This window comes from Cupriavidus basilensis (assembly GCF_000876015.1).
Taxonomy (GTDB): domain Bacteria; phylum Pseudomonadota; class Gammaproteobacteria; order Burkholderiales; family Burkholderiaceae; genus Cupriavidus; species Cupriavidus basilensis_B.
On sequence record NZ_BBQM01000017.1, the window covers coordinates 37,496 to 58,669 of the forward strand.

Below are 21,174 nucleotides of genomic sequence, written 5' to 3' on the forward strand. Positions count from 1 at the left end.
GTGAAACCGGTGTGTTGTGTCGTGCTTCGGGCCGGCGGGGAAACGATGCCCCCGCCGGGGGTCGGAGATGCGGGAATCGGGGAAAACGGGCGGATCGGCGGATCGCCGGATCAGCGGGCCAGGCCCCAGCCCGCCAGCAGCGCCTGCAACTGCGCCTGCTGGCCCGCGTTCAGCGGCCACGCCGAGGGCGGCCGCGTGGCGCCGCAGTCGTTGCCCATGATCCGCAGCGCGGCCTTGACCACCGTGACGTTGGCGCCGTTGTTCTCCTGCGCGCGCAGTTCCTCGAACGGCAGCATCTCGCCGATCAGGCGCATCGCCCGCGCGTAGTCGGCGGCTTCGAGCGCGGCATGGATGGCCACCGAGCGCTCCGGCAGCACGTTGATGAGGCCCGAGGTGAAGCCGCGCGCGCCGACCGCGTAGAACGGCGGCGCCCAGACCTCGGCGAGGCCGCCGACCCAGGCCAGGCCGAGATCGGCGGTGCGGCGCATGGCTTCGGCCAGCACCAGCGGCGTGGGCGAGGCCCACTTCACGCCGATCACGCCGGGGATGCGGCACAGCGCCTCGATCGCGGCCAGGCCGATGTTGTCGTTGCGCAGGTAGAGCACCAGCGGCAGGCCCTCGCCCGCCTCGGCGATGCGGCGCACGTAGGCCGCCACGCCGCGCGGCGCCACGAACGGATCGGGCGGCTGGTGCACCATCAGCGCGTCGGCGCCGGCCTGGCGCGAGGCGCGCGCCAGCGCGCAGGCCTCGTGCACGCTGCGGCCCACGCCGGCCAGCAGCGGCACGCGGCCGGCCACGCACTCGGCGGCCACCTGCACCATCTGCACGGCTTCCTGCTCGCGCAGCCCGTAGAACTCGCTGGTGTTGCCGTTGGCGACCAGCACGTGCACGCCGGCTTCGACCGCGCGATCCACCACGGGCGCGAGCGGCGCCGGCGAAACGGTATCATCTGCGTCGAAGGGCGTGACCAGAATGCCGGAAATGCCGTCAAGCGCCCTGCGCAGCGCCGGGCCTTCGAAAGTTGCCACCTTTATCTCCCAGAGGAAAAGACTCAAAAGACGCAAGAGTCAGGAGGTGCCACTCTAAGAAGGAAGCGGGCGCGGCGTCCAATTCAAACAGGCGATGCCGCAATACAAGAATTGAATCGTGTTCCAGCTTTCGCATCTGCGCAGCTTCGTCGCCGTGGCGACGGAGCTGCATTTCGGCCGGGCGGCTGCCTTGCTGAACATGACACAGCCGCCGCTCACGCGGCAGATCCAGCTGCTCGAGCATGAGGTGGGCGTGCGCCTGCTGGAGCGCTCGGGTGGCACCGTGCGGCTGACCCTGGCCGGCGCCACCTTCCTGCGCGAGGCGGAAGACATCCTGCGCCGCAGCCAGGCCGCCACGCTGGCCGCGCGGCGCGCCATGCGGGCCGACGCCGGCAGCGTGACGATGGGCTTCATCCCGGCCGCCAGCTTCACGCTGCTGCCGCAGTTGCTGTCGGCCATCGGCGCGAAATTCCCCGACGTCCACGTGTCGCTGCGCGAGATGCAGACCGACGCCCAACTGGAGGCGATCGGCGCGGGCCGCATCGAGCTCGGCGTGGTGCGGCCGTTCGCGCCGCGCAGCTTCGCGCTGTCGGCGCCGCTGCTGCGCGAGCCGTTCGTGCTGGCGGCGCCGGTCGGGCACGCGCTGATGACCTGCGCCGCGCTCACGCTGCGGTCGCTGGAGGGGCAGCCGTTCATCGAGTTCTGCCCGTCGGAGTCGCGCTACCTGTACGAGGTGGTGGCGGGCCGGCTGCGCGCCGAGGGCGTGGCGCCCGAGACCGTGCAGACGCTGAGCCACACGCACTCCATCCTGTCGCTGGTGGACGCCGGCATGGGCGTGGCGCTGGTGCCGCAGTCCGCGCACCGGCTCGGGTATGCCGGCGTGGCCTTCCGCCCGCTCGAGGACGCCGCGGGGCTGGACGTGGAGCTGCACCTGGCATGGCGCCGCGGCAGCCAGCACGGCGTGGCCGACACGGTGCGCGCGCTGCTGCAGGAAACCTTCCCGGCATCCGCGTAGCCGGGACAAAAAAACGCGCCGCCCCCTGTCCAGGGGCGGCGCGGCGTGGCCGGCTTGCCATGCGCCGGGATGGTCCCGGCGCGCGGCTACGGCATCAGATTTCTTCGTACAGCGGCAGCGTCAGGAATTCGGCGAAGTCTTCCGACGTGGACATCTGCTCGAAGATCTGGGCGGCACGGTCGTAGGTCCTGGTCTCGCCGCCGACCACTTCCTTGACCTTGGCCAGTTCCTCGGGGATCAGGCCACGCACCATCTCGGCCGTCACCTTGCGGCCGTCTTCCAGCTTGCCCTTGGGCGAGCGGATCCACTGCCACACCTGCGAGCGCGAGATCTCGGCGGTGGCGGCGTCTTCCATCAGGTTGTGGATGGGCACGCAGCCGTTGCCGGCCAGCCAGGAGCCGAGGTAATGGATGCCGACGTTGATGTTCATGCGCAGGCCGGCCTCGGTGATCGGGGTTTCCGGCTGGAAGTCCAGCAGGTCCTTGGCCGACACGCTGACGTCGTCGCGCTGCTTGCCGAACTGGTTGGGCTTGTCGCCCAGCACCGCCACGAATTCCTTCATGGCCGGCTCGACCAGGCCCGGGTGGGCCACCCAGCCGCCGTCGTAGCCGTCGGTGGCGTCGCGCTTCTTGTCGTTGATGATGCCCTGCATGGCCACCGCGTTCTTCTCCGGATCGTTCTTGATCGGGATCAGCGCGCTCATGCCGCCGATCGCGGGCGCGCCGCGCTTGTGGCAGGTCTTGAGCAGCAGCAGCGCATACGCGCGCATGAACGGCGAGGTCATCGTGACCTTGGCGCGGTCGGCCAGGCAGAAGTTCTTGTCGACCTTGAACTTCTTGATGCACGAGAAGATGTAGTCCCAGCGCCCGGCGTTCAGGCCCGCGCTGTGCTCGCGCAGCTCGTACAGGATTTCTTCCATCTCGAACGCGGCCAGGATGGTCTCGATCAGCACGGTGGCCTTGATGGTGCCCTGCGGCAGGCCGATCTCGTTCTGCGCCATGACGAAGACATCGTTCCACAGGCGCGCTTCGAGGTGGCTTTCCATCTTCGGCAGGTAGAAGAACGGGCCGGCGCCGCGGGCGATCTGTTCCTTCGCGTTATGGAACACGAACAGCGCGAAGTCGAAGATGCCGCCGGAGACGCGCTGGCCGTCGATGGTGACGTGCTTTTCGTCGAGGTGCCAGCCGCGCGGGCGCACCTGCAGCGTGGCGATCTTGTCGTTCAGCTTGTAGTGCTTGCCGTTCGAGTCCAGCGTGAGCGTGCGGCGCACGGCGGCCTTGAGGTTGACCTGGCCCTGCAACTGGTTGTGCCAGTTGGGAGTGTTGGAGTCCTCGAAGTCGGTCATGTAGCTGTCGGCGCCCGAGTTGAACGCGTTGATGACCATCTTGGCTTCGACCGGGCCGGTGATTTCCACGCGGCGGCAATGCAGCGCGGGCGGCACCGGCGCGACCTTCCAGTCGCCTTCGCGCACGCTCCTGGTCTGCGGCAGGAAGTCGGGCAGCTCGCCGGCGTCCAGGCGCTTGGTGCGCTCGACGCGCGCGGCCAGCAGTTCCTGGCGGCGCGGCTCGAAGGCGCGGTGCAGCTTGTCCACCAGGGCCAGGGCCGCCGGCGAAAGGATGTCTTCATAGGCCGGCAGGATCTCGCCGGTGATCTTCATGCCCGCAGGCAGCGTGATGGCCATCTGTGTTCTCCTGTGTTCGATGGTTGGTTCGGGTTGCCTGCCGTCAGAGCGCCACGCCGCGGGTGCGGGCGAATTGCAGCAGGTCGTTCATGTCGTGCCCGGTGCCGGCAGGGCTCACGTCGAGCCGCTCGGCCGGATGGCCGGCACGATTGATCCAGAAAGCGGTGAAGCCGTACCAGGCGCCGCCGCATGCGTCCCAGCCGTTGGACGAGACGAACAGGATCTCGGCCGGGGCCACGCCGAAGGCCGCGGGGGCCAGCGCGTAGGCGGCCGGCGCGGTCTTGTACAGGCGCACCGCGTCGACCGACAGCACGTGCTCGAACAGGCCGTGCATGCCGGCGCTCTTGACCGAGATGTCGAGCATCTCCGGGTTGCCGTTGGAGAGGATGCCCAGCGGCAGCCCGGCGGCGCGCAGGCGCTTGAGCGCGCCGAGGTTCTCCGGGAACGCCGACAGGCAGGCGTATTCCTTGAGCAGTTGCGCTTCGGCGGCCGGGCCCAGGTCCAGCTGCAGGCGCTCGGCGGCGTAGCGCAGCGCGTCCACCGTGATCGGCCAGAACGGCTTGTAGTGCGCGCCGTCCGGGCCGGCCAGCGAGCGGATGCGGGTGTAGTCGATCTGGCGCTCGCGCCACAGCAGCGCCAGCGCCTCGCCCTTGCCGGGAAAGAGCTGTTCGGCGCGCGCGGTGACGGAATACACGTCGAACAGCGTGCCGTAGGCATCGAAGACGACTGCGCGGATCTTGTGCATGAGCCTGGGGCTTCCTCGGACGATCGCGTCAGGCCGGCGCGCATCGCTCATCCGTGCCGCGCGGCCTGTACACCAGTGAATGCATGCATTGTAGGTAGGCGCCGCACCGCGGCATAGCCGTTGCGGGTCACTTGATCTTTTACTTTTACACTACTAATCTTCGCTGACGGTAATAAGAATAGGCACCAAATCCACTCCATTGCCCGGCACGCTGCCCGCCGGGCGGCATGAGGCACACACCGGCGAGATTCGTGGATCATTTCAAGCAACTGGAGACCTTCGTCTCGGTCGCCGCGCGCGGCAGCCTGTCCGCCGCCGCCGCCGCCGAGGGCGTGGCGCCCGCCATCATCGGGCGCCGCATCGACGCGCTGGAAGAGCGCCTGGGCGTGAAGCTGCTGCTGCGCACCACGCGCAAGATCAGCCTGACCTTCGAAGGCTCGGCCTTCCTGGAAGACTGCCAGCGCATCCTCAACGACCTGCACAACGCCGAGGCCAGCGTCTCGGCCGGCGGCGTCAAGGCCAGCGGCCACCTGCGCGTGACCGCGCCGGCGGGCTTCGGCCGCAGGCACGTGGCACCGCTGGTGCCGCTGTTCATCGAGTCGCACCCGGACGTGACGCTCACGCTGGACCTGTCGGACCGCGTGGTCGACCTCGTCAACGAGGGCTTCGACTGCGCCATCCGGCTCGGCGACCTGCCCGACTCCAGCCTGGTGTCCATCCGCCTGGCCGAGAACCGCCGCGTGGTGGTGGCCGCCCCCGCCTACCTGGCGCGCGCCGGCGTGCCGGCCGCGCCCGAGGACCTGGCGCGGCACAACTGCCTGGCCTTCGGCGCGAGCGCCAACGTGCAGCGCGGCTGGGCCTTCCAGCAAGGCGGCAAGCCGCTCATGGTCAAGGTGGGCGGCTCGATGGAATGCACCGACGGCGCGGTGCTGCATGCCTGGTGCCTGCAGGGGCACGGGCTGGCGTGGCGCTCCTGGTGGGAGGTCGGGCAGGAGATCGCCAGCGGCCGCCTGGTCACGGTGCTGGACGAATTCCAGGCGCCGCCGATCGGCATCCACGCGGTCTTCCCGCAGCGCAAGCACCTGCCGCTGCGCGTGCGGCTGTTCATCGACCACCTGAAGAACACCTACGGCAACCCGGCCTACTGGCGCCGGGCCGGCGAGGCCCACGCCGCGGAGGAATTTGATATAGGCCAATGACCCATGCGCCACCTCTGCCTACAATGCATCAAGGGCAGGCGCCGTTGGACCTGCTCCTGATGCGGCGCACCGCCCCCTTACTGCCTCGTTGCCCCAAAGGAGTCCAGCATGTTCAAGCACATCCTGCTACCCACCGACGGTTCCGAACTGTCCAAGAAAGCCATCGACGGCGCGCTGGAACTGGCCAAGACGATCAAGGCGCGCGTCACCGCCTATGTGTGCCTGGAGGAATACCCTTACACGCCTTTCAGCGAGATCGTGGTGGAAGCCCCGCAGGCCTTCAAGGACCGCGTCGAGAGCCAGGCGCGGCTGTACCTGAAGGAAGTGGAAAGCGCCGCCGCGGCCGACGGCATCGCCTTCGACTGCGACATGACGACCTTCGCGGTGCCCTACCTCGGCATCATCGACGCGGCCGAGCGCCACGGCTGCGACGTGATCTTCATGGCCTCGCACGGCCGGCGCGGCCTGTCCGGCCTGCTGCTCGGCAGCGAGACGCAGAAGGTGCTCACGCATACCGACATTCCCGTGATCGTGTACCGCTGATCCGCCTTCCTCCGGCGCTGGCTTGTAGCCCACGGCGGCGGAAACAAGGAAAAAAGGCTGGCCGCCCGGTAACGGGCGGCCAGCCTTTCTTGCATGCGCGGAAGACGCCGGCGCGAGGCCGGCGCCGGGTCAGCTGCCCTGCTTGATGCGGTCCTCGATGTGCTTGGCGCGGTCCGCCGAGCCCGGGTGCGACGAGAACATGCTGGACTTGCCGCCGTCGAGCTTGGCCAGCTTCTGGAAGGCCGTGACCAGGCCGCGGGTGTTGGCCTTGTTCTTGGTCAGCACGTCGAACGAGTAGTCGTCGGCGGCGCTTTCCTGCGTCTGCGAGAACTGCGCGTTGATCAGTTGCTCGCCCAGCTCGCCCAGCTGCGAGGACGACAGCGTGGCCACCGCGCCGCTGCCGCTGGCCGCCAGCGCGCCACGCGCGGCCATTGCGGCGTAGGCCACCTGCATCTTGTTCTTGGTGTGGCCCAGCGCCACGTGGCCCAGTTCGTGGCCCACCACGCCGCGCACTTCGTCGTCGGTCATCATGTCCATCAGGCCGCTGTACACGCGCACGCAGCCGTTGGCCATCGCCCAGGCGTTGACGTCCTTGGTCAGGTAGACCTTGGCATTGACGTTGGAGATGTCGGTCGACTGCAGGCCGGCCATGATCTTGGCCAGGCGCTTGCCATAGGCGCTGTTGGCCGCGGCGATCTTGTTGGTCTTGTCGGACTCGGCGCAGGCCTGGTCGGACATCGACTTGACGTCCGCGTCGCCGAGCGAGGCCGCCTTGAACATCGAGGTGCCCGCGCCCACCATGCCGTCGACATTGGTGCCGGCACAGCCGACCACGAGAGCGGAAAGGCCGGCGACGGCCACGAGGGAAAGTGTGTGCTTCATGGAGTTGTCTTGTTGGATGCGCACCGGCCGGAAACTGCGCCGGCAACACGGATGGATGACGCGAATGAACGACCCGGAGGCATGGCCCGAAGGCCCGCCCCCAAGGGACGGCGCCGGTGGCTCGCCGGCGCTTCCCTGCGTGCTCTTCCGGACACGCAGCGGCATCATATCGCCGAAATCATCGAAAGTGAATTGGAAACGTCTGAATCGACAACGACACAATTTTTAATATTTTTCGGATATTTCGCATCGACCCACGCGATCTTTCCTAGCCCCTGATCCACATCCCCGCGCCGGAAAACAAAAAGCCGCGCCGTCCCTCCGAGAGAGGCACGGCGCGGCGCCTAATTGAAGGACGCGATGGTCGCACGTCCTTCAAGGTGAGCAGGTATCGTTCTGGTTATCCTGCCATGCTGCAACTCCGGGGCCGGGGCCCCGGGAAACTCAGGCCACCTTCTTGTCGAAGAACTGCTCGTCCTCGGTCGAGCCCTTGAGCGCGGTGGTCGACGACTGGCCGCCTTCGATGGTCTGGGTCACGGCGTCGAAGTAGCCGGTGCCGACTTCGCGCTGGTGCTTGACGGCGGTGAAGCCCTTCTCGGCCGCGGCAAACTCGTTTTCCTGCAGTTCGACGAAGGCGCTCATCTGGTTGCGGGCATAGCCGTAGGCCAGGTTGAACATCGAGTAGTTCAGCGAGTGGAAGCCGGCCAGCGTGATGAACTGGAACTTGTAGCCCATCGCGCCGAGTTCCTTCTGGAACTTGGAGATGGTGGCGTCGTCGAGGTTCTTCTTCCAGTTGAACGACGGCGAGCAGTTGTAGGCCAGCAGCTTGCCCGGGAACTTGGCGTGCACGGCTTCGGCAAACTTCCTGGCGAATTCCAGGTCCGGCTTGCCGGTTTCGCACCACACCAGGTCGGCCACTTCGGCATAGGCCAGCGCGCGCGAGATCGACTGCTCCAGGCCGTTGCGCACGCGGTAGAAACCTTCCACGGTGCGCTCGCCGGTGCAGAACGGCTTGTCGTTGTCGTCGACGTCCGAGGTCAGCAGATCGGCCGCTTCGGCGTCGGTGCGGGCGATCACCAGGGTCGGCACGCCGGAGACGTCGGCGGCCAGGCGCGCGGCGGTCAGCTTGGCGACGGCTTCGCGCGTCGGCACCAGCACCTTGCCGCCCATGTGGCCGCACTTCTTGACCGAGGCAAGCTGGTCTTCGAAGTGCACGCCGGCCGCGCCCGCTTCGATCATCGACTTCATCAGCTCGAAGGCGTTCAGCACGCCGCCGAAGCCGGCTTCCGCGTCAGCCACGATCGGCGCGAAGTAGTCGGTGTCGCCCTTGCCTTCGCTCCACTGGATCTGGTCGGCGCGCTGGAAGGTGTTGTTGATGCGCTTGACCACCTGCGGCACCGAGTTGGCCGGGTACAGCGACTGGTCGGGGTACATTTCGCCGGCCAGGTTGGCGTCGCCGGCGACCTGCCAGCCCGACAGGTAGATGGCCTTGAGGCCGGCCTTGACCTGCTGCATGGCCTGGTTGCCGGTCAGCGCGCCCAGCGTGTTGACGAACGGCTCGGTGTTCAGCAGGTGCCACAGCTTCTCGGCGCCGCGGCGGGCCAGGGTGTGCTCGACCTGCACGGAGCCGCGCAGGCGCACCACGTCGGCGGCGCTGTAGTTGCGCTTCACGCCCTTCCAGCGCGGGTTGGTTTCCCATTCCTTCTGCAGCTTCTGGATTTCTTGTTCGCGGGACATTGCACTCTCCTAGTGATTGAGACGGGTATGGCGTAAGAAAACTTGCGACAGGCCTGCCGGGCACCGATACCTGGCAGCCAACCGGGACGCCGCGGGGATGCTTGCGGAGGCCGTTTCCTGCTGCCTCGCCACCCCCGTTTTTCGCGTCTCAGGTCATGTGTCTTATATAAGAGTGTAGGGAAACGTCCCGCGTCGCAACAGGTCGGAATGCAGTCCTTGCTAAGTTTTTTTATTAAATAAAATCAGTATCTTATAAATGTAATTTCACGATACGGCACGACATCTCCCATCATGAGAAACGACCGTTGTGCTACGCAGCCACATTTTTTGTGGCTCAAAACGACATTCCGCATTGTGAAAAAGTGGAAGATGGCATGCGGGGCGATCACGCCGCCGCCGCACCGGCGCCCTGCCCGTCCGGCATGCGCGCGCGCTGCAGCGCCTGCGCCTCGGGAGCGCCGTCGACATGCCGGGCCAGCTCCAGGATCATGGCGGCCATGCCGGCCGGGTCGGCCAGCGGCAGCCAGTGCCGCGCCGCCACCTCGCGGCGCCACCACCGTCCCACCCAGCGCGACAGGTCCGCCGACAGCGCCGGGCTGACGTAGCGGTCGCGCAGCGGCACGATCACCTGCACCGGCGCGTGCGCATGGCGCTCGCCCGGCGCGAGCAGCCGGCGCAGCATGTTGGCGCGGTACAGCGCCAGGCCGTGGCAGCCGTCGGCCACCTGCGTGGGGCTGGGCCGCGCCGCCACGCCCTCCGACAGCTTCAGGTAGCGCGGCCACGCGCGGCCCATCCACAGCCGCCAGCTCAGCTCCGGCAGCCACGGCAGGTGGAATACATAGATGTACCAGGACGAGAGCGCCTGCCGCAGCGAGCGCGCCAGCGCCGCGCGCGAGAGCCGGCGGTTGCCGCGCATCCAGTGGCCGGCATGGTCGAGGCAGGGGCCGGAGCATGAGGTAAACGAGGCGATGCGCCCGCGCAGGCGCGGCTCGGTGGCGAACTCCCAGCACTGGATCGAGCCCCAGTCGTGCCCGACCAGATGCACCGGCGCGCCGGGCGACACCGCATCGATCACCGCGCCGAAGTCCTCCGCCAGCCGCTCCAGCCGGTAGGCGGCCACGCCCGCGGGCGCCGACGACGCGCCCGCGCCGCGCACGTCGTAGGCAACCACGTGGTAGTCATCGGCCAGCAGCGGCGCCACGCCGTGCCAGACCGCGCTGTTGTCGGGATAGCCGTGCACCAGCACGATGGCGCGGCGCGACGGGTCGCCCCAGGTCTGGACGGCGAGGCGGACATCGCCGGACCGGACGGATAGCCGGGCGGGCGCGGCCTCGGAGGGAAGCGGGGAAGAAAGCATGCGCGGACCATGACATCGGGTGATGGAATGGTTGCCGATGCTACGCCAGCCGCGCGGGCGCGGCGAGCACCGGCCATGCCGTTTGAAACGGCGGCGCGCTCAGGCCTGGCGCAGGCCGGCCTCGCGCGCGCGGCGGTACGCCACCCAGTCTCCCGACGCGATGCGCGGCAGCCCGGCCACGGCGGACTCGGCCACCGGATACAGCAGGCAGACGACCGGCCCGCCGGCGGCGGACACCGCGCGCTCCTCGCGCACGAACAGCGAGGCCTGGCCCGGGTAGACCTCCTCGATCTCGTCGAGCACCGGCACCAGCGCGGCGTCCACTTCATAGAGGTCGCCGGCCACGCCGGGCGCGTCGGCGTCCGGCACCAGCCCGGGATAGCTGCCGAAGTCATAGAGCCGGCCCGGCACGGTGGCGCTGCCCAGCAGGCGCGGCGCCGCGATGCCGTGCCGGCGCGCGGCGGCGTTGAGGTCGTTGACCTCGCCGGCGCGCAGCGTGCCGTAGACAAAGACCACCGGCATGCTCAGCCCTCCAGCTTGCCGTCCGCCACCAGCACGCCGTCGGCGTCGGCATAGATCCAGTTGCCGGGGCGCACCACCGCGCCGGGCATCTGCACCGTCACCTCGCGCTCGCCGATGTTGCGCTTCTGGCTTTTCTGCGGATGCAGCGCCAGCGCGCGCACGCCGATGTCGCATGCGTCCAGCTCCGCGCTGTCGCGCACGCAGCCGTTGACGACGATGCCGGCCCAGCCGTTCTTCTCGGCCAGCACGCCGAGCTTGCCGCCCACCAGCGCGCAGCGCAGCGAGCCGCCGCCGTCGACCACCAGCACGCGGCCGTTGCCGGGCGACTCCACCGCCTCGCGCACCAGCGAGTTGTCCTCGAACACCTTGAGCGTGGCGGCCGGGCCGGCGAAGACCGCGCGCTTGCCGAAATGGCGGAACCCCGGCGTCAGCACGCGCAGCGTGCCGTCGGCCAGGCGGTCTTCGTTGTCATCGCACAGATCGGTGGTTGCAAAGTTCATGGGCGGCTCCTGATTCGTGAGAGTGGAAAAAGCATCGGGTATCGGGCCGCATCATAGAGGAAAACCGCCCGCGGCAGGCATGCCCCCGGGCACTACATCTGCTTGAACAGGTAGGCGTACTGGCGCGCCACCGCCAGGGTCTCGGAGCGGTTGCGCAGTTTCAGCGCGAGCCGCCCGAGCGACTGGTTCACGGCGCTGGCCACGCAGTCGATGTTGACCACGGTGCCGCGATGGATCTGCCAGAAGCGCTCGGGATCGAGCTGCTGCGAGAGTTCGCGCAGGCTGGTGCGGATCAGCGCCTCGCCGCCGGTGGAGACCACGTTGACGTACTTGTCGGTGGCTTCGAGGTAGATCACCTCGTCGACCGGGATGATGCGGATCTCCTGCCCCACCAGCGCCTTGATGAAACGCAGGTAGCCGTGCTGCGCCGGCCCCGCAGCCGGCGGCTGCGCGCCGCCGCCGGGCTCCAGCGTCTCCAGCCGCGCCAGCAGCTGCGCCAGGCGCGCGGCGTCCAGCGCCGCCCCGCCCGCGCCGGCTTCCTCGCTGGCCTGGGCATGCTCGGCCAGCCGCCCCTTGAGACGCTGCACGGTGGCTTCGAGCCTATCCGGCTGCACCGGCTTGAGCACGTAGTCGACGGCCTCGCGCTCGAAGGCCTCGAGCGCGAACTGGTCGTAGGCGGTGACGAACACCACCAGCGGCGGCCGATCGAACGCCATCAGCTCGCGCGCCACATCCATGCCGCTCATGCCCGGCATGCGGATGTCGAGAAAGGCCACCTGCGGCCCGTGCTGGCGCGCCGCCTCCAGCGCGGACACGCCATCGTGCACCACGGAGACGATGCGCGCCTCGGGCCAGAGGCCGCTCAGTTCGGCATGCAGCGCGCGCGCGAGCAGCGGCTCGTCGTCGGCGATCAACAAGGTCGGGGACATGGCAACGGTAATGGACTGTCGGAAAACGGGACGGCGCCGGCGGTGCCCGGCGCGTCAGGAATGCGAGGCCGGGGCGGCCCCCCGCACGGCGGCACGCGCCACCGGGGCCAGCCCGGCGCCGATGCCGCCGGCCGGCGCCTGCGACTGTGCCGGCGTGGGCACGGCGGCGGCCGGCGCGCGCATCACCGGCAGCGTCAGGCGCACGATCACGCCGCGCGGCGCGTTCTCCTCCATCTGCATGCCGGCCGCCGCGCCGAAGATGCGCGCCAGGCGCTCGCGCACGTGGGTCAGCCCCAGGCCCGAGCCCTTGGTCACGGCGTGGCCGAAGCCCACGCCGGTGTCGGCGATCACCACCTGCACCGCGCCGGCGCCGAGCGCGCGCGCGGACAGCGCGATGCTGCCGCCATGCATGCACGGCTCGATGCCGTGGCTGACCGCGTTTTCCACCAGCGGCTGGATCAGCATCGGCGGGATCTCCACTTCCGCCAGCTCCGGCGGCAGGTCGATGCTGTAGTTCAGGCGCGTGCCGAAGCGCAGGCCCTGGATGTCGAGATAGCTGCGCAGCAGCTCGAACTCCTGGCGCAGCGTGCACTGCTCGGCGCGCGTGTGCGCCAGCGACATCCGCAGGAAGCCGATCAGCCGCTGCAGCAGGCGCCGCGCGGCCTTCTGGTCGGTGGCGATCAGGCAATCCAGGTTGGCCAGCGAGTTGAACAGGAAATGCGGCTCGATCTGCGCCTGCAGCGCCATCAGCTGCGCGCGCACCAGCTGCTTCTCGGCCTCCTCGCGCTGCAGCGCGTCCAGCGCGGCCTGCCGCTCCAGGTGCGCCAGCTTCTCGCGCGACCAGTAGAAATAGATCATGCTGGCCGCCGCCAGCATGCCCACCACCAGGCACATGCGCAGCATGTCGCTGGCTTCCTGGAAGGACTTGGCCGGCTCGCCCAGCACGATGCGCGTGGCCCAGCTGCCCAGCAGCACCCCGAGCGGCACGGCGACCGCGGCCAGGCAGATGAACGGCCAGCGCGTGGGGCGCTCGTTCCACCAGATCAACACGCGGGCGACGTCGATCAGCAGCCAGATCGACAGGCCGATCAGGTGGCTGTAGACGAAGTTGTGCAACAGCGAGCCGCCGGTGCGGAAGCCATAGTTCAGGCTCACGGCGATCACGGTGTTCATGCACAGCACGAACACGAGGTCGCGCCCGAGGATGGAAACGCGCGAAGGCATGGCGGCCGGACAGCGGCCCAGCGATTTCATGAGGACGGAAGCTCCATACGAGGCTCGGGTGCCGGCCAGGCCGGCGAAATCAGCAGGATCGGTGACATCGGTAAGAACAGAAGCCGCGCCGGCCTGCGCGGGTGCCGCGGGCGGGCCGGCGAAAACCTATTGTAAGGGAGGCTCATCGCCATGCGCCGCCGACGGCCGGCCTCCGTGCATGCCCACCCACCCCGGCACGCAGGCACGCGCTGCGCAGCCATGCAGGGCGGGCGCTCACGGCCGCGGCTCCCGCCGCGCGGCGCGGCGCGGCACCAGCCGGCGCGCCAGCAGCCCGGCGCCGAGCGCGACCAGGATCAGCGGCCAGCCGTCGCGAACGGCGCGCACGGGCAGCATGCCGGCGTTGCGCGCCAGGAACAGCGCGCCCAGCGCGATCAGGATGATGGGGAGCAGCAGCCCCCTGCCGCCACGGCCTCGTGTCATGTTGCGCTCGCCTCGTTCGTCTTTCCGCGGTCGTGTCGCCGCATGGTGCTGCGCCAGAGTGATCCGCCACGTACTGCACGAACTGTACGCCTGCCGCGTGCATGGCGGAAGTGGCGTGCGACGAATGGAGGATCGGGAGCGCGAAGCGCGAGGATGCGGCGCGAGCGGCACCGCCGGATACGGCGCCGCCGCCAGTGACGGCGGCGGCGCAACAGCCCGGAGAACGTGCGCGCCGTGGCCGGCGCCGGCGCTCAGGCCTCGACCGCGGGGCCGCCGGCCGGCTCGGACAGCGCGTTGCTGACCGTGTCGCGCGACAGGTGCGGCGCGAACATGTTGATGAAGGCGTGCGCGTAGCCGCGCAGGTAGGCGCCGCGGCGCACGGCCACGCTGGTGGTGTTGGGCTCGAACAGGTGGTCGGCCGAGATCCGCACCAGGCCGGCATCCTTGCGCTCGTCGTAGGCCATCGAGGCGATGATGCCCACGCCCAGGTCCAGCTCGGCGTAGGTCTTGATCACGTCGGCGTCCATCGCGGTCAGCACGATCTCCGGCTGCAGGCCGGCGGCGGCGAACGCGCCGTCGATCTTGCGGCGGCCGGTGAAGCCGGCGTCGTAGGTGATGATCGGGAAGCCGGCGATGTCTTCCAGCGTCGGCTCGGGCACATGCGTGAGCGGATGCCCGGGCGACACCACCAGCACGTGCTGCCAGCTATAGGCCTCGAACGAGGTCAGGCCGGCCTCGCTGGCCACCGCCTCGGTGGCGATGCCGATGTCCGCCTGCCCGGTCAGCAGCAGCTCCACGATATGCGCCGGCGAGGCTTCCTGCAGCGCCAGCGTCACGTGCGGATAGGCGCGGCGGAAACTCTGCACCACCTTGGGCAGCGCGTAGCGCGCCTGGGTGTGGGTGGTCGCCACGGTCAGCCGGCCGGTGTGGCGCCCGGCGAACTCGTCGCCGGCCTGGCGCAGGTTCTCGGCCTCGAGCAGCAGCCGCTCCACGATCCGCACGATCTCGCGGCCGGGCTCGGTCAGGCCGGTCAGGCGCTTGCCGTAGCGCTCGAAGATTTCCACCCCGAGCTCTTCCTCGAGCTCGCGGATCTGGCGCGACACGCCGGGCTGCGAGGTATAGAGCGCGTTGGCGACCTCGGTCAGGTTGAACTGGCGGCGTACCGCCTCGCGGATCGAACGCAGTTGCTGGAAGTTCATTGTGCGGCTCCTGCGGGCGCGGGCTTGGCCGGCGCGCGGGTTGACGATTCGGATTGGACAAAGACGCGCAGCTGGCGCGGCCGCACCGCGAGCAGCTCGCCTTCGCGGAAGCCCTGGTGGCGGAAGCGCTCGAGCGGCAGGGCCACCTCGATCACTTCCTGGTTGTCCTCGCGCTCGAGCTCGAGCTGGGCCACCGGGCCGAGCGTGAGCGCGCGGCGCAGGGTCACGGCGATGCCCTCGGCGCCCGGCGCGTAGCGCTCCAGGTCGAGGTCGTGCGGGCGCACGTAGGCGACCGCGTCGCCGGCGGTCTCGTGGCCGCTGCCGACCACCGGCAGGATCGCCTCGCCGGTGTGCAGCAGGCCGCCGCGCTCGCCCACTTCCAGGCGGCCGTGGAACAGGTTGACGTTGCCGAGGAAGCCGAACACGAACGGCGTGGCCGGGTGGTTGTAGACCGCCTCCGGCGTGCCGGCCTGCTCCACGTGGCCGCGGTTCATCAGCACCACCTGGTCGGCCACCTCGAGCGCCTCTTCCTGGTCGTGGGTGACGAACACGCTGGTCACGTGCAGCTCGTCGTGCAGGCGGCGCAGCCAGCGGCGCAGTTCCTTGCGCACCTTGGCGTCGAGCGCGCCGAACGGCTCGTCGAGCAGCAGCACGCGCGGCTCCACCGCCAGCGCGCGGGCCAGCGCGATGCGCTGGCGCTGGCCGCCGGACAACTGCGGCGGATAGCGGTCGGCCAGCCAGTCGAGCTGCACCAGCTCCAGCAACGAGCGCACCTTCTCGCGGATCTGCGCCTCGGCCGGGCGCTCGCCGCGCGGCTTCACGCGCAGGCCGAAGGCCACGTTCTCGAACACCGTCATGTGCTTGAACAGCGCGTAGTGCTGGAACACGAAGCCCACCTGGCGCTGGCGCACGTGCTGGTTGGAGGCATCGCGGCCTTCCAGCAGGACCTGGCCCGCGTCGGCGCGCTCCAGCCCGGCGATGATGCGCAGCAGGGTGGTCTTGCCGCAGCCCGAGGGCCCCAGCAGCGCCGTCAGCTGGCCTTCGTCGAAATCGAGCGAGACGTCGTCGAGCGCGACGAAATTGCCGAAGCGCTTCTGCACATTCCTGACCTGGATGCTCATGATGCCTGTCCTTGCAAATTGCCCGCGCCCGGGTTCTCCGGCGCGATATTCTCGTCTTCGGCGTGCTCGCGGCGCGCCCGGTATTCCACCAGCGTCTTGATGCCGAGCGTGACCAGGGCCAGCAGCGTCAGCAGCGAGGCCACCGCGAAGGCCGCCGCGAAGTTGTATTCGTTGTAGAGGATCTCCACGTGCAGCGGCATGGTGTTGGTCAGCCCGCGGATGTGGCCCGACACCACCGACACCGCGCCGAACTCGCCCATCGCCCGCGCGTTGCACAGGATCACGCCGTACAGCAGGCCCCAGCGGATGTTGGGCAGCGTGATGCGCCGGAAGGTCTGCCAGCCGGACGCGCCCAGCACGATGGCGGCCTCTTCCTCCTCGCTGCCCTGCGCCTGCATCAGCGGGATCAGCTCGCGCGCGACGAACGGGAAGGTCACGAAGATGGTGGCCAGCACGATGCCCGGCACCGCGAACATGATCTTGATGTCGTGCGCTTCCAGCCACGGTCCGAGCCAGCCCTGCGCGCCGAACAGCAGCACGTAGACCAGCCCCGAGATCACCGGCGAGACCGAGAACGGCAGGTCGATCAGCGTGGTCAGCAGGTTCTTGCCGCGGAACTCGAACTTGGCGATGGCCCATGCCGCCGACACGCCGAACACCACGTTGAGCGGCACCGCGATGGCGGCCACCAGCAGCGTGAGCTGGATCGCGGCCACCGCGTCGGGCTCGACCAGCGAATCGAAATAGGTCTGCACGCCCTTGCGCAGCGCCTCGTAGAACACCGAGGCCAGCGGGATGAACAGGAACAGCGCGAGGAACAGGACCGCGACCGTGATCAGCGTGTAGCGCACCCACGGCGCCTCCGCGGTAGCGTCCGCGAAATGCGCGGCGGGCTGGGCGCGGCCGCCCAGGCCCTTGGTGACGATGCCGGCCATCTCAGCTCTCCTGTTCCTGCGCCGCGGCGGCGCGCCCGGCCGTGTGGTGGCGGCGCGTCCATGCCTGCAGCACGTTGATGAGCAGCAGCAGCGCGAACGAGATCACCAGCATCACCACCGCCACCGCGGTAGCGCCCGCGTAGTCGTATTGCTCCAGCTTCGAATAGATCATCAGCGGCGCGATCTCGGAGACCATCGGCATGTTGCCGGAGATGAACACCACCGAGCCGTACTCGCCGGTGGCGCGCGCGAACGACAGCGCGAAGCCGGTCAGCAGCGCCGGCAGGATGGTCGGCAGGATCACGCGCGCGAAGGTCTGCAGGCGCGTGGCGCCGAGGCTGGCGGCGGCCTCTTCCAGCTCCTGCTCCGCGTCCTCCAGCACCGGCTGCACCGTGCGCACCACGAACGGCAGCCCGATGAAGGTCAGCGCCACCACCACGCCCAGCGGGGTGAACGCCACCTTGATGCCGAGCGGCTCCAGGTAGCGGCCGATCCAGCCGTTGCCGGCATACAGCGCGGTCAGCGCGATACCGGCCACCGCGGTCGGCAGCGCGAACGGCAGGTCCACCAGCGCGTCGATCAGGCGCTTGCCCGGAAAGCGGTAGCGCACCAGCACCCACGCCACCACGAGGCCGAACACGGTATTGACGATGGCGGCGATCAGCGAGGCGCCGAAGCTCAGCTCCAGCGAGGCCACCACGCGCGGTGCCGTCACCGCGCCCCAGAACGCTTCCCAGCTCATGGTGAAGGTCTTGAGGAAGGTGGCCGACAGCGGGATCAGGACGATCAGCGTCAGGTAGAACAGCGTGAAGCCCAGCGACAGGCCGAAGCCGGGCAGCACCGTGAAATGCCGCCGGCTGGTCTTGCCGGGCAGGCGTCCGTGCGCCTGCGGGGCATCCGGCCGGGCCGGGGGCGGGTTGTCCGCCAGGGAAATCGAGGGAGGCATATCGTCTCGTGAGCGCCGTCTGTATCCGCCCGCGCCCTGCCCGTCACGCGCGCACCGGCTGCGCGCGCCTGGCAGGCGCACTGGGCGGCCGGGCTTGCAGGGGGGCGGAACGGGAAACCGCTGGCGGCTTCTTTATGACGCCGGCGCATAACGCACCGGCCTACGAGACAAATTCTGCAGATACGTCCTTATAAACAGAACGAATATTTGCGTATTTTCTTAGACGTTTTAGATATAAGGGATGGTCGAGGACACTTCCACCTCGGCATCCCACGGCCCGGCGCGGTCTCCAGCCAGGCCGGCGCTGCCTTGCGCCTCGATGCGCTGGATCAGGGTATCGAGCAGGGCCAGCCCCGCCGGCCACTGGCCCAGGCCGGAATCGGCATTGATGTGACCCAGCGTGCCCGCGTCGTGCAGCTCGCTGCCCCACAGCGTGCCCCAGCTGAACGCGGTGCGCTGCTGCATCCAGGGATCGTTGCGGCTGGCCACGAGGATGGTCGGGAACGGCAGCCGGTGCGCCGGCAGCAGGCCGGCCACGCCGAACTTGTCCGGATCGGCCGGCGCCACCAGCAAGGCGCCGGCGATGCCCTCGGCGTCGAGCGCGGCCTGGCGCAGCGTGGCCAGGCAGCCGAAACTGTGCGCCACCAGGATGGCCCCGCGCGACGCCACGCGCTGGGCGCGCATGATGCTCTCCGAGACGCGCTCGGCCCACAGCGGCAGGCTCGGGCGCGACCAGTCGTGCTGCTCCACGCGCTGCCAGTCGGGAAAGCGCTGCTCCCAGCGGCTCTGCCAGTGGCCCGGGCCGCTGCCGTGCAGGCCGGGCACGGTGAGGATCTGCAGGCCCTTCGGCACTTTCAGCCGCACCTCGGCCGCCGGCGCGGCGGCCATCCCCTTGCTTTGCGTCATATCGGCTCCTTGCTGTACTCCAGCGGCGCGCCGCCCGGCCCGGAGCGCGCCTGCCCGCCGGCATCGCCGGCGCCGGGCGCCTCCGTGTCCGGCCGCGTCTCGCGCAGCCGGCGTGCGCTTACCGCCTCTCCGGTAAACACGCCCTGCCCTAGCACGATGCCCGCCGCCTGCAGCCGCTCGGCATGCTCGGCGTTCTGCAGCCGGCGCCCGATCAGGGTCACGCCGGCGCTGTCGGCGCTGGCCTGCAGCCCGGCGAGCTGGCGGTCGGTCCAGTTGCGGCGCATGTCGAGCTTGAGCCAATTGGGCAACGCGTGCGCCATCAGCGCGCCGGCCTCGGCCGGGTCGGACGCCTGCAGGCTCACGGCGAAGCCGTTGCGCCGGTAGTTGCCGACCACGTGGAGCAGCAGCGGCAGGTCGTCGTTGGCGCTGGCCGGCACCTGGATCACGAAGCGGTCGAGCGGCAGGCCGAGCGACTGCAGCGCGCGCCGGAACGCCGCGCCGTGGTCGTCCGCGACCGCGGCCAGCAGCCGGTTGTGCACGTTGAGCACCAGCTTGCGGTCGCCGTCCGCGGCGAAATAGTTGATCGCGTGCACCAGCCGCGAGAGCCGGTCGAGCGACACCAGCGAGGCGTCGTCGGCCGCCATCGCGAACAGCTTCCACGCCGCCAGCCCCACGCCGTCGCCGGCATAGGTGCGCAGCGTGCCTTCGTGCGCCACCACGTCGCGGCTCGACAGGGTGATGAGCGGCTCGAAGGCGCTGGTCAGCGAACAATTGTAGAACTGGCCCTGCACCTGGCCGTGCTCGTCCCGCCATAGCTGGCGGTCGCTGCCGGGTTGCCGCGGCAGTCCGTCCAGGTAATGCGTGAGGGCTGCCAGCCCCACGCCTGCTTCATCCGCGCTTGCCATGACGAATTCCTTTTGCGCCTGCTGCCCGAGGCGGGGCCTCAGAGCTTGGCCAGCGAAACCTCGGTGGCCTTGACCAGGGCAACCACTTCGCTGCCGATGGTGAGGCCGAGATCCTTGACCGAGCGGGTGGTGATGACCGAGGTGACGATGCCGGCCGGCGTCTCGACGTCGACTTCCGAGACCACCGGGCCTTCGATGATGGCGGCGACCTTGCCGCGGAACTGGTTGCGAACGTTGATGGCTTGAATGCTCATGATAGAAGCTCCGTTGTACGAGTGAAAATGAAGAATGCGTAAAAGATGGCGCTGAGTGGCGCCCGCGGCGCGCCCGGCACGGACGCGGGATGTGCGCCGTGCCACCTGTGCCGCCTGCCGCTTCTGCCGCTTCTGCCGTTCCTGCTGCCGCTGCTGCCGCTGTTGTCCCTGCTGTCTCTGTTGTCCCTGCCCTGCCTCCCGCCGGGCGCTAGATCGCCCAGCGCACCGAATCCACGGTCCGCCCGGCCAGCCAGTCGGCCTGGCCGTCCTCACGCGGCGCCGGCTCCTCGCCGGCGCGCTGCATGACCCGGCGCAGCACCGCGTCCTCGAGCTGCGCGAAAGCCGCCGAGCCGCGCTGGCGCGGCCGCGGCAGCGCCACGCGCTGGTCCAGCGCGATGCGCCCGTCCTCGATCAGCACCACGCGGTCGGCCAGCGCCACCGCTTCCGAGACATCGTGCGTGACCAGCAGCGCGGTGAAGCCCAGGCGCTGCCACAGTCCTTCGATCAGGCCCTGCATCTCGATGCGCGTGAGCGCGTCGAGCGCGCCCAGCGGCTCGTCGAGCAGCAGCAGGCGCGGATGGTGGACCAGCGCGCGCGCCAGCGCCACGCGCTGGCGCTGGCCGCCCGACAGGCGCGCCGGCCATTCGTCGGCGCGCTCGGCCAGGCCGACCTGCGCCAGCACGCGGGCCGCGTCGGCGCGGCGCGCACGCGGCAAACCCAGCGCCACGTTGTCCAGCACCTTCTTCCAGGGCAGCAGGCGCGCGTCCTGGAACATCACCCGCACTGCCTCGCGCTGCGCGCGGCCCGGCGCGTCGTCGAGCGCCACGGTGCCGCCGTCGCTGTCTTCCAGGCCCGCCACCAGCCGCAGCAAGGTGCTCTTGCCGCAGCCGCTGCGGCCCACGATGGCGAGGAACTCGCCGGGCGCGGCCTGCAGGTCGATGCCGTGCAGCACCTCGCGCCCGCCGTACTGCTTGACCACCTGCTGCACGCGCAGCGCCAGGCCGGGGACGACCTCGCTGGCGGGAACCTCGGCCAGTGCCGCGTGTTCGATCGGATTGCTCTGCATGTCGTGTTC

At 69.5% G+C, this 21,174-nt stretch carries 22 protein-coding genes; 3 read left to right on the forward strand and 19 right to left on the reverse strand.

The window, feature by feature from the left end; all coding sequences use genetic code 11:
• Window positions 1-110 precede the first annotated feature (110 nt).
• Window positions 111-1,028, reverse strand: coding sequence for a dihydrodipicolinate synthase family protein (locus KF708C_RS18395; RefSeq protein ID WP_059412874.1), 918 nt, complete (start codon window positions 1,026-1,028; stop codon window positions 111-113).
• A gap of 118 nt (window positions 1,029-1,146) precedes the next feature.
• Here KF708C_RS18395 and KF708C_RS18400 point away from each other — a divergent pair, with 118 nt between their 5' ends.
• On the forward strand, window positions 1,147-2,043 hold the full coding sequence (locus KF708C_RS18400; RefSeq protein ID WP_020202712.1) for a LysR family transcriptional regulator: 897 nt from the start codon (window positions 1,147-1,149) through the stop codon (window positions 2,041-2,043).
• Between the two features lie 94 nt (window positions 2,044-2,137).
• On the opposite strand, the gene aceB is transcribed toward KF708C_RS18400, so the two are convergent.
• Both aceB and KF708C_RS18410 read right to left on the reverse strand, forming a co-directional pair.
• Window positions 2,138-3,724 carry a malate synthase A gene (gene aceB / locus KF708C_RS18405; protein ID WP_020202711.1) on the reverse strand — a complete coding sequence of 529 codons (1,587 nt, stop codon included), beginning with the start codon at window positions 3,722-3,724 and terminating at the stop codon, window positions 2,138-2,140.
• A gap of 43 nt (window positions 3,725-3,767) precedes the next feature.
• Window positions 3,768-4,469, reverse strand: coding sequence for a haloacid dehalogenase type II (locus KF708C_RS18410; protein ID WP_020202710.1), 702 nt, complete (start codon window positions 4,467-4,469; stop codon window positions 3,768-3,770).
• A 251-nt stretch (window positions 4,470-4,720) separates the two neighbouring features.
• Between KF708C_RS18410 and KF708C_RS18415 the strand changes: the two genes are divergently transcribed.
• Window positions 4,721-5,668 carry a LysR family transcriptional regulator gene (locus KF708C_RS18415; RefSeq protein WP_156173877.1) on the forward strand — a complete coding sequence of 316 codons (948 nt, stop codon included), beginning with the start codon at window positions 4,721-4,723 and terminating at the stop codon, window positions 5,666-5,668.
• A 108-nt stretch (window positions 5,669-5,776) separates the two neighbouring features.
• Window positions 5,777-6,211: a universal stress protein gene (locus KF708C_RS18420; protein WP_020202708.1), complete on the forward strand. Its 435-nt coding sequence runs from the start codon at window positions 5,777-5,779 to the stop codon at window positions 6,209-6,211.
• 129 nt (window positions 6,212-6,340) lie between these two features.
• Here KF708C_RS18420 and KF708C_RS18425 read toward each other — a convergent pair whose 3' ends face one another.
• The 16 genes from KF708C_RS18425 to KF708C_RS18500 form a co-directional block, all read right to left on the reverse strand.
• Complete coding sequence (locus KF708C_RS18425) at window positions 6,341-7,093, reverse strand: M48 family metallopeptidase (RefSeq protein WP_081651378.1); 753 nt, start codon at window positions 7,091-7,093, stop codon at window positions 6,341-6,343.
• Window positions 7,094-7,537: 444 nt separating this feature from the next.
• Entirely contained in the window at window positions 7,538-8,830 is a 1,293-nt protein-coding gene (aceA, locus tag KF708C_RS18430; RefSeq protein ID WP_020202706.1) for an isocitrate lyase, read from the reverse strand.
• A 385-nt stretch (window positions 8,831-9,215) separates the two neighbouring features.
• On the reverse strand, window positions 9,216-10,187 hold the full coding sequence (locus tag KF708C_RS18435; RefSeq protein WP_020423760.1) for an alpha/beta fold hydrolase: 972 nt from the start codon (window positions 10,185-10,187) through the stop codon (window positions 9,216-9,218).
• Window positions 10,188-10,286: 99 nt separating this feature from the next.
• Window positions 10,287-10,709: a gamma-glutamylcyclotransferase family protein gene (locus KF708C_RS18440; RefSeq protein WP_059412876.1), complete on the reverse strand. Its 423-nt coding sequence runs from the start codon at window positions 10,707-10,709 to the stop codon at window positions 10,287-10,289.
• 2 nt (window positions 10,710-10,711) lie between these two features.
• Window positions 10,712-11,209: a ribonuclease E activity regulator RraA gene (rraA, locus tag KF708C_RS18445; protein ID WP_059412877.1), complete on the reverse strand. Its 498-nt coding sequence runs from the start codon at window positions 11,207-11,209 to the stop codon at window positions 10,712-10,714.
• 92 nt (window positions 11,210-11,301) lie between these two features.
• Window positions 11,302-12,138: a LytR/AlgR family response regulator transcription factor gene (locus KF708C_RS18450; protein WP_059412878.1), complete on the reverse strand. Its 837-nt coding sequence runs from the start codon at window positions 12,136-12,138 to the stop codon at window positions 11,302-11,304.
• Window positions 12,139-12,192: 54 nt separating this feature from the next.
• The gene (locus KF708C_RS18455) at window positions 12,193-13,392 is read right to left on the reverse strand and encodes a sensor histidine kinase (protein ID WP_059412879.1); all 1,200 of its coding nucleotides are present in this window, start codon (window positions 13,390-13,392) and stop codon (window positions 12,193-12,195) included.
• A 234-nt stretch (window positions 13,393-13,626) separates the two neighbouring features.
• A complete protein-coding gene (locus KF708C_RS18460) occupies window positions 13,627-13,833 on the reverse strand; it encodes a LiaI-LiaF-like domain-containing protein (protein WP_059412880.1) in 207 nt (68 codons plus the stop codon).
• A gap of 251 nt (window positions 13,834-14,084) precedes the next feature.
• Window positions 14,085-15,032: a CysB family HTH-type transcriptional regulator gene (locus KF708C_RS18465; protein WP_020202699.1), complete on the reverse strand. Its 948-nt coding sequence runs from the start codon at window positions 15,030-15,032 to the stop codon at window positions 14,085-14,087.
• Entirely contained in the window at window positions 15,029-16,153 is a 1,125-nt protein-coding gene (locus KF708C_RS18470; RefSeq protein ID WP_020202698.1) for a sulfate/molybdate ABC transporter ATP-binding protein, read from the reverse strand. Before KF708C_RS18470 ends, KF708C_RS18465 begins: the two co-directional genes overlap by 4 nt.
• Entirely contained in the window at window positions 16,150-17,088 is a 939-nt protein-coding gene (gene cysW / locus KF708C_RS18475) for a sulfate ABC transporter permease subunit CysW (protein WP_059412881.1), read from the reverse strand. Before cysW ends, KF708C_RS18470 begins: the two co-directional genes overlap by 4 nt.
• A 1-nt stretch (window position 17,089) precedes the next feature.
• Window positions 17,090-18,034 (reverse strand): sulfate ABC transporter permease subunit CysT, encoded by a 945-nt coding sequence (gene cysT, locus KF708C_RS18480; protein WP_020202696.1) that lies wholly within the window; start codon window positions 18,032-18,034, stop codon window positions 17,090-17,092.
• 228 nt (window positions 18,035-18,262) lie between these two features.
• On the reverse strand, window positions 18,263-18,940 hold the full coding sequence (locus KF708C_RS18485; RefSeq protein WP_059412882.1) for an RBBP9/YdeN family alpha/beta hydrolase: 678 nt from the start codon (window positions 18,938-18,940) through the stop codon (window positions 18,263-18,265).
• A complete protein-coding gene (locus KF708C_RS18490) occupies window positions 18,937-19,845 on the reverse strand; it encodes an EAL domain-containing protein (RefSeq protein WP_059412883.1) in 909 nt (302 codons plus the stop codon). Before KF708C_RS18490 ends, KF708C_RS18485 begins: the two co-directional genes overlap by 4 nt.
• A 38-nt stretch (window positions 19,846-19,883) precedes the next feature.
• Complete coding sequence (locus KF708C_RS18495; protein ID WP_006161487.1) at window positions 19,884-20,099, reverse strand: TOBE domain-containing protein; 216 nt, start codon at window positions 20,097-20,099, stop codon at window positions 19,884-19,886.
• A 208-nt stretch (window positions 20,100-20,307) separates the two neighbouring features.
• Entirely contained in the window at window positions 20,308-21,165 is an 858-nt protein-coding gene (locus tag KF708C_RS18500) for an ATP-binding cassette domain-containing protein (RefSeq protein WP_059412884.1), read from the reverse strand.
• Window positions 21,166-21,174: the final 9 nt, after the last annotated feature.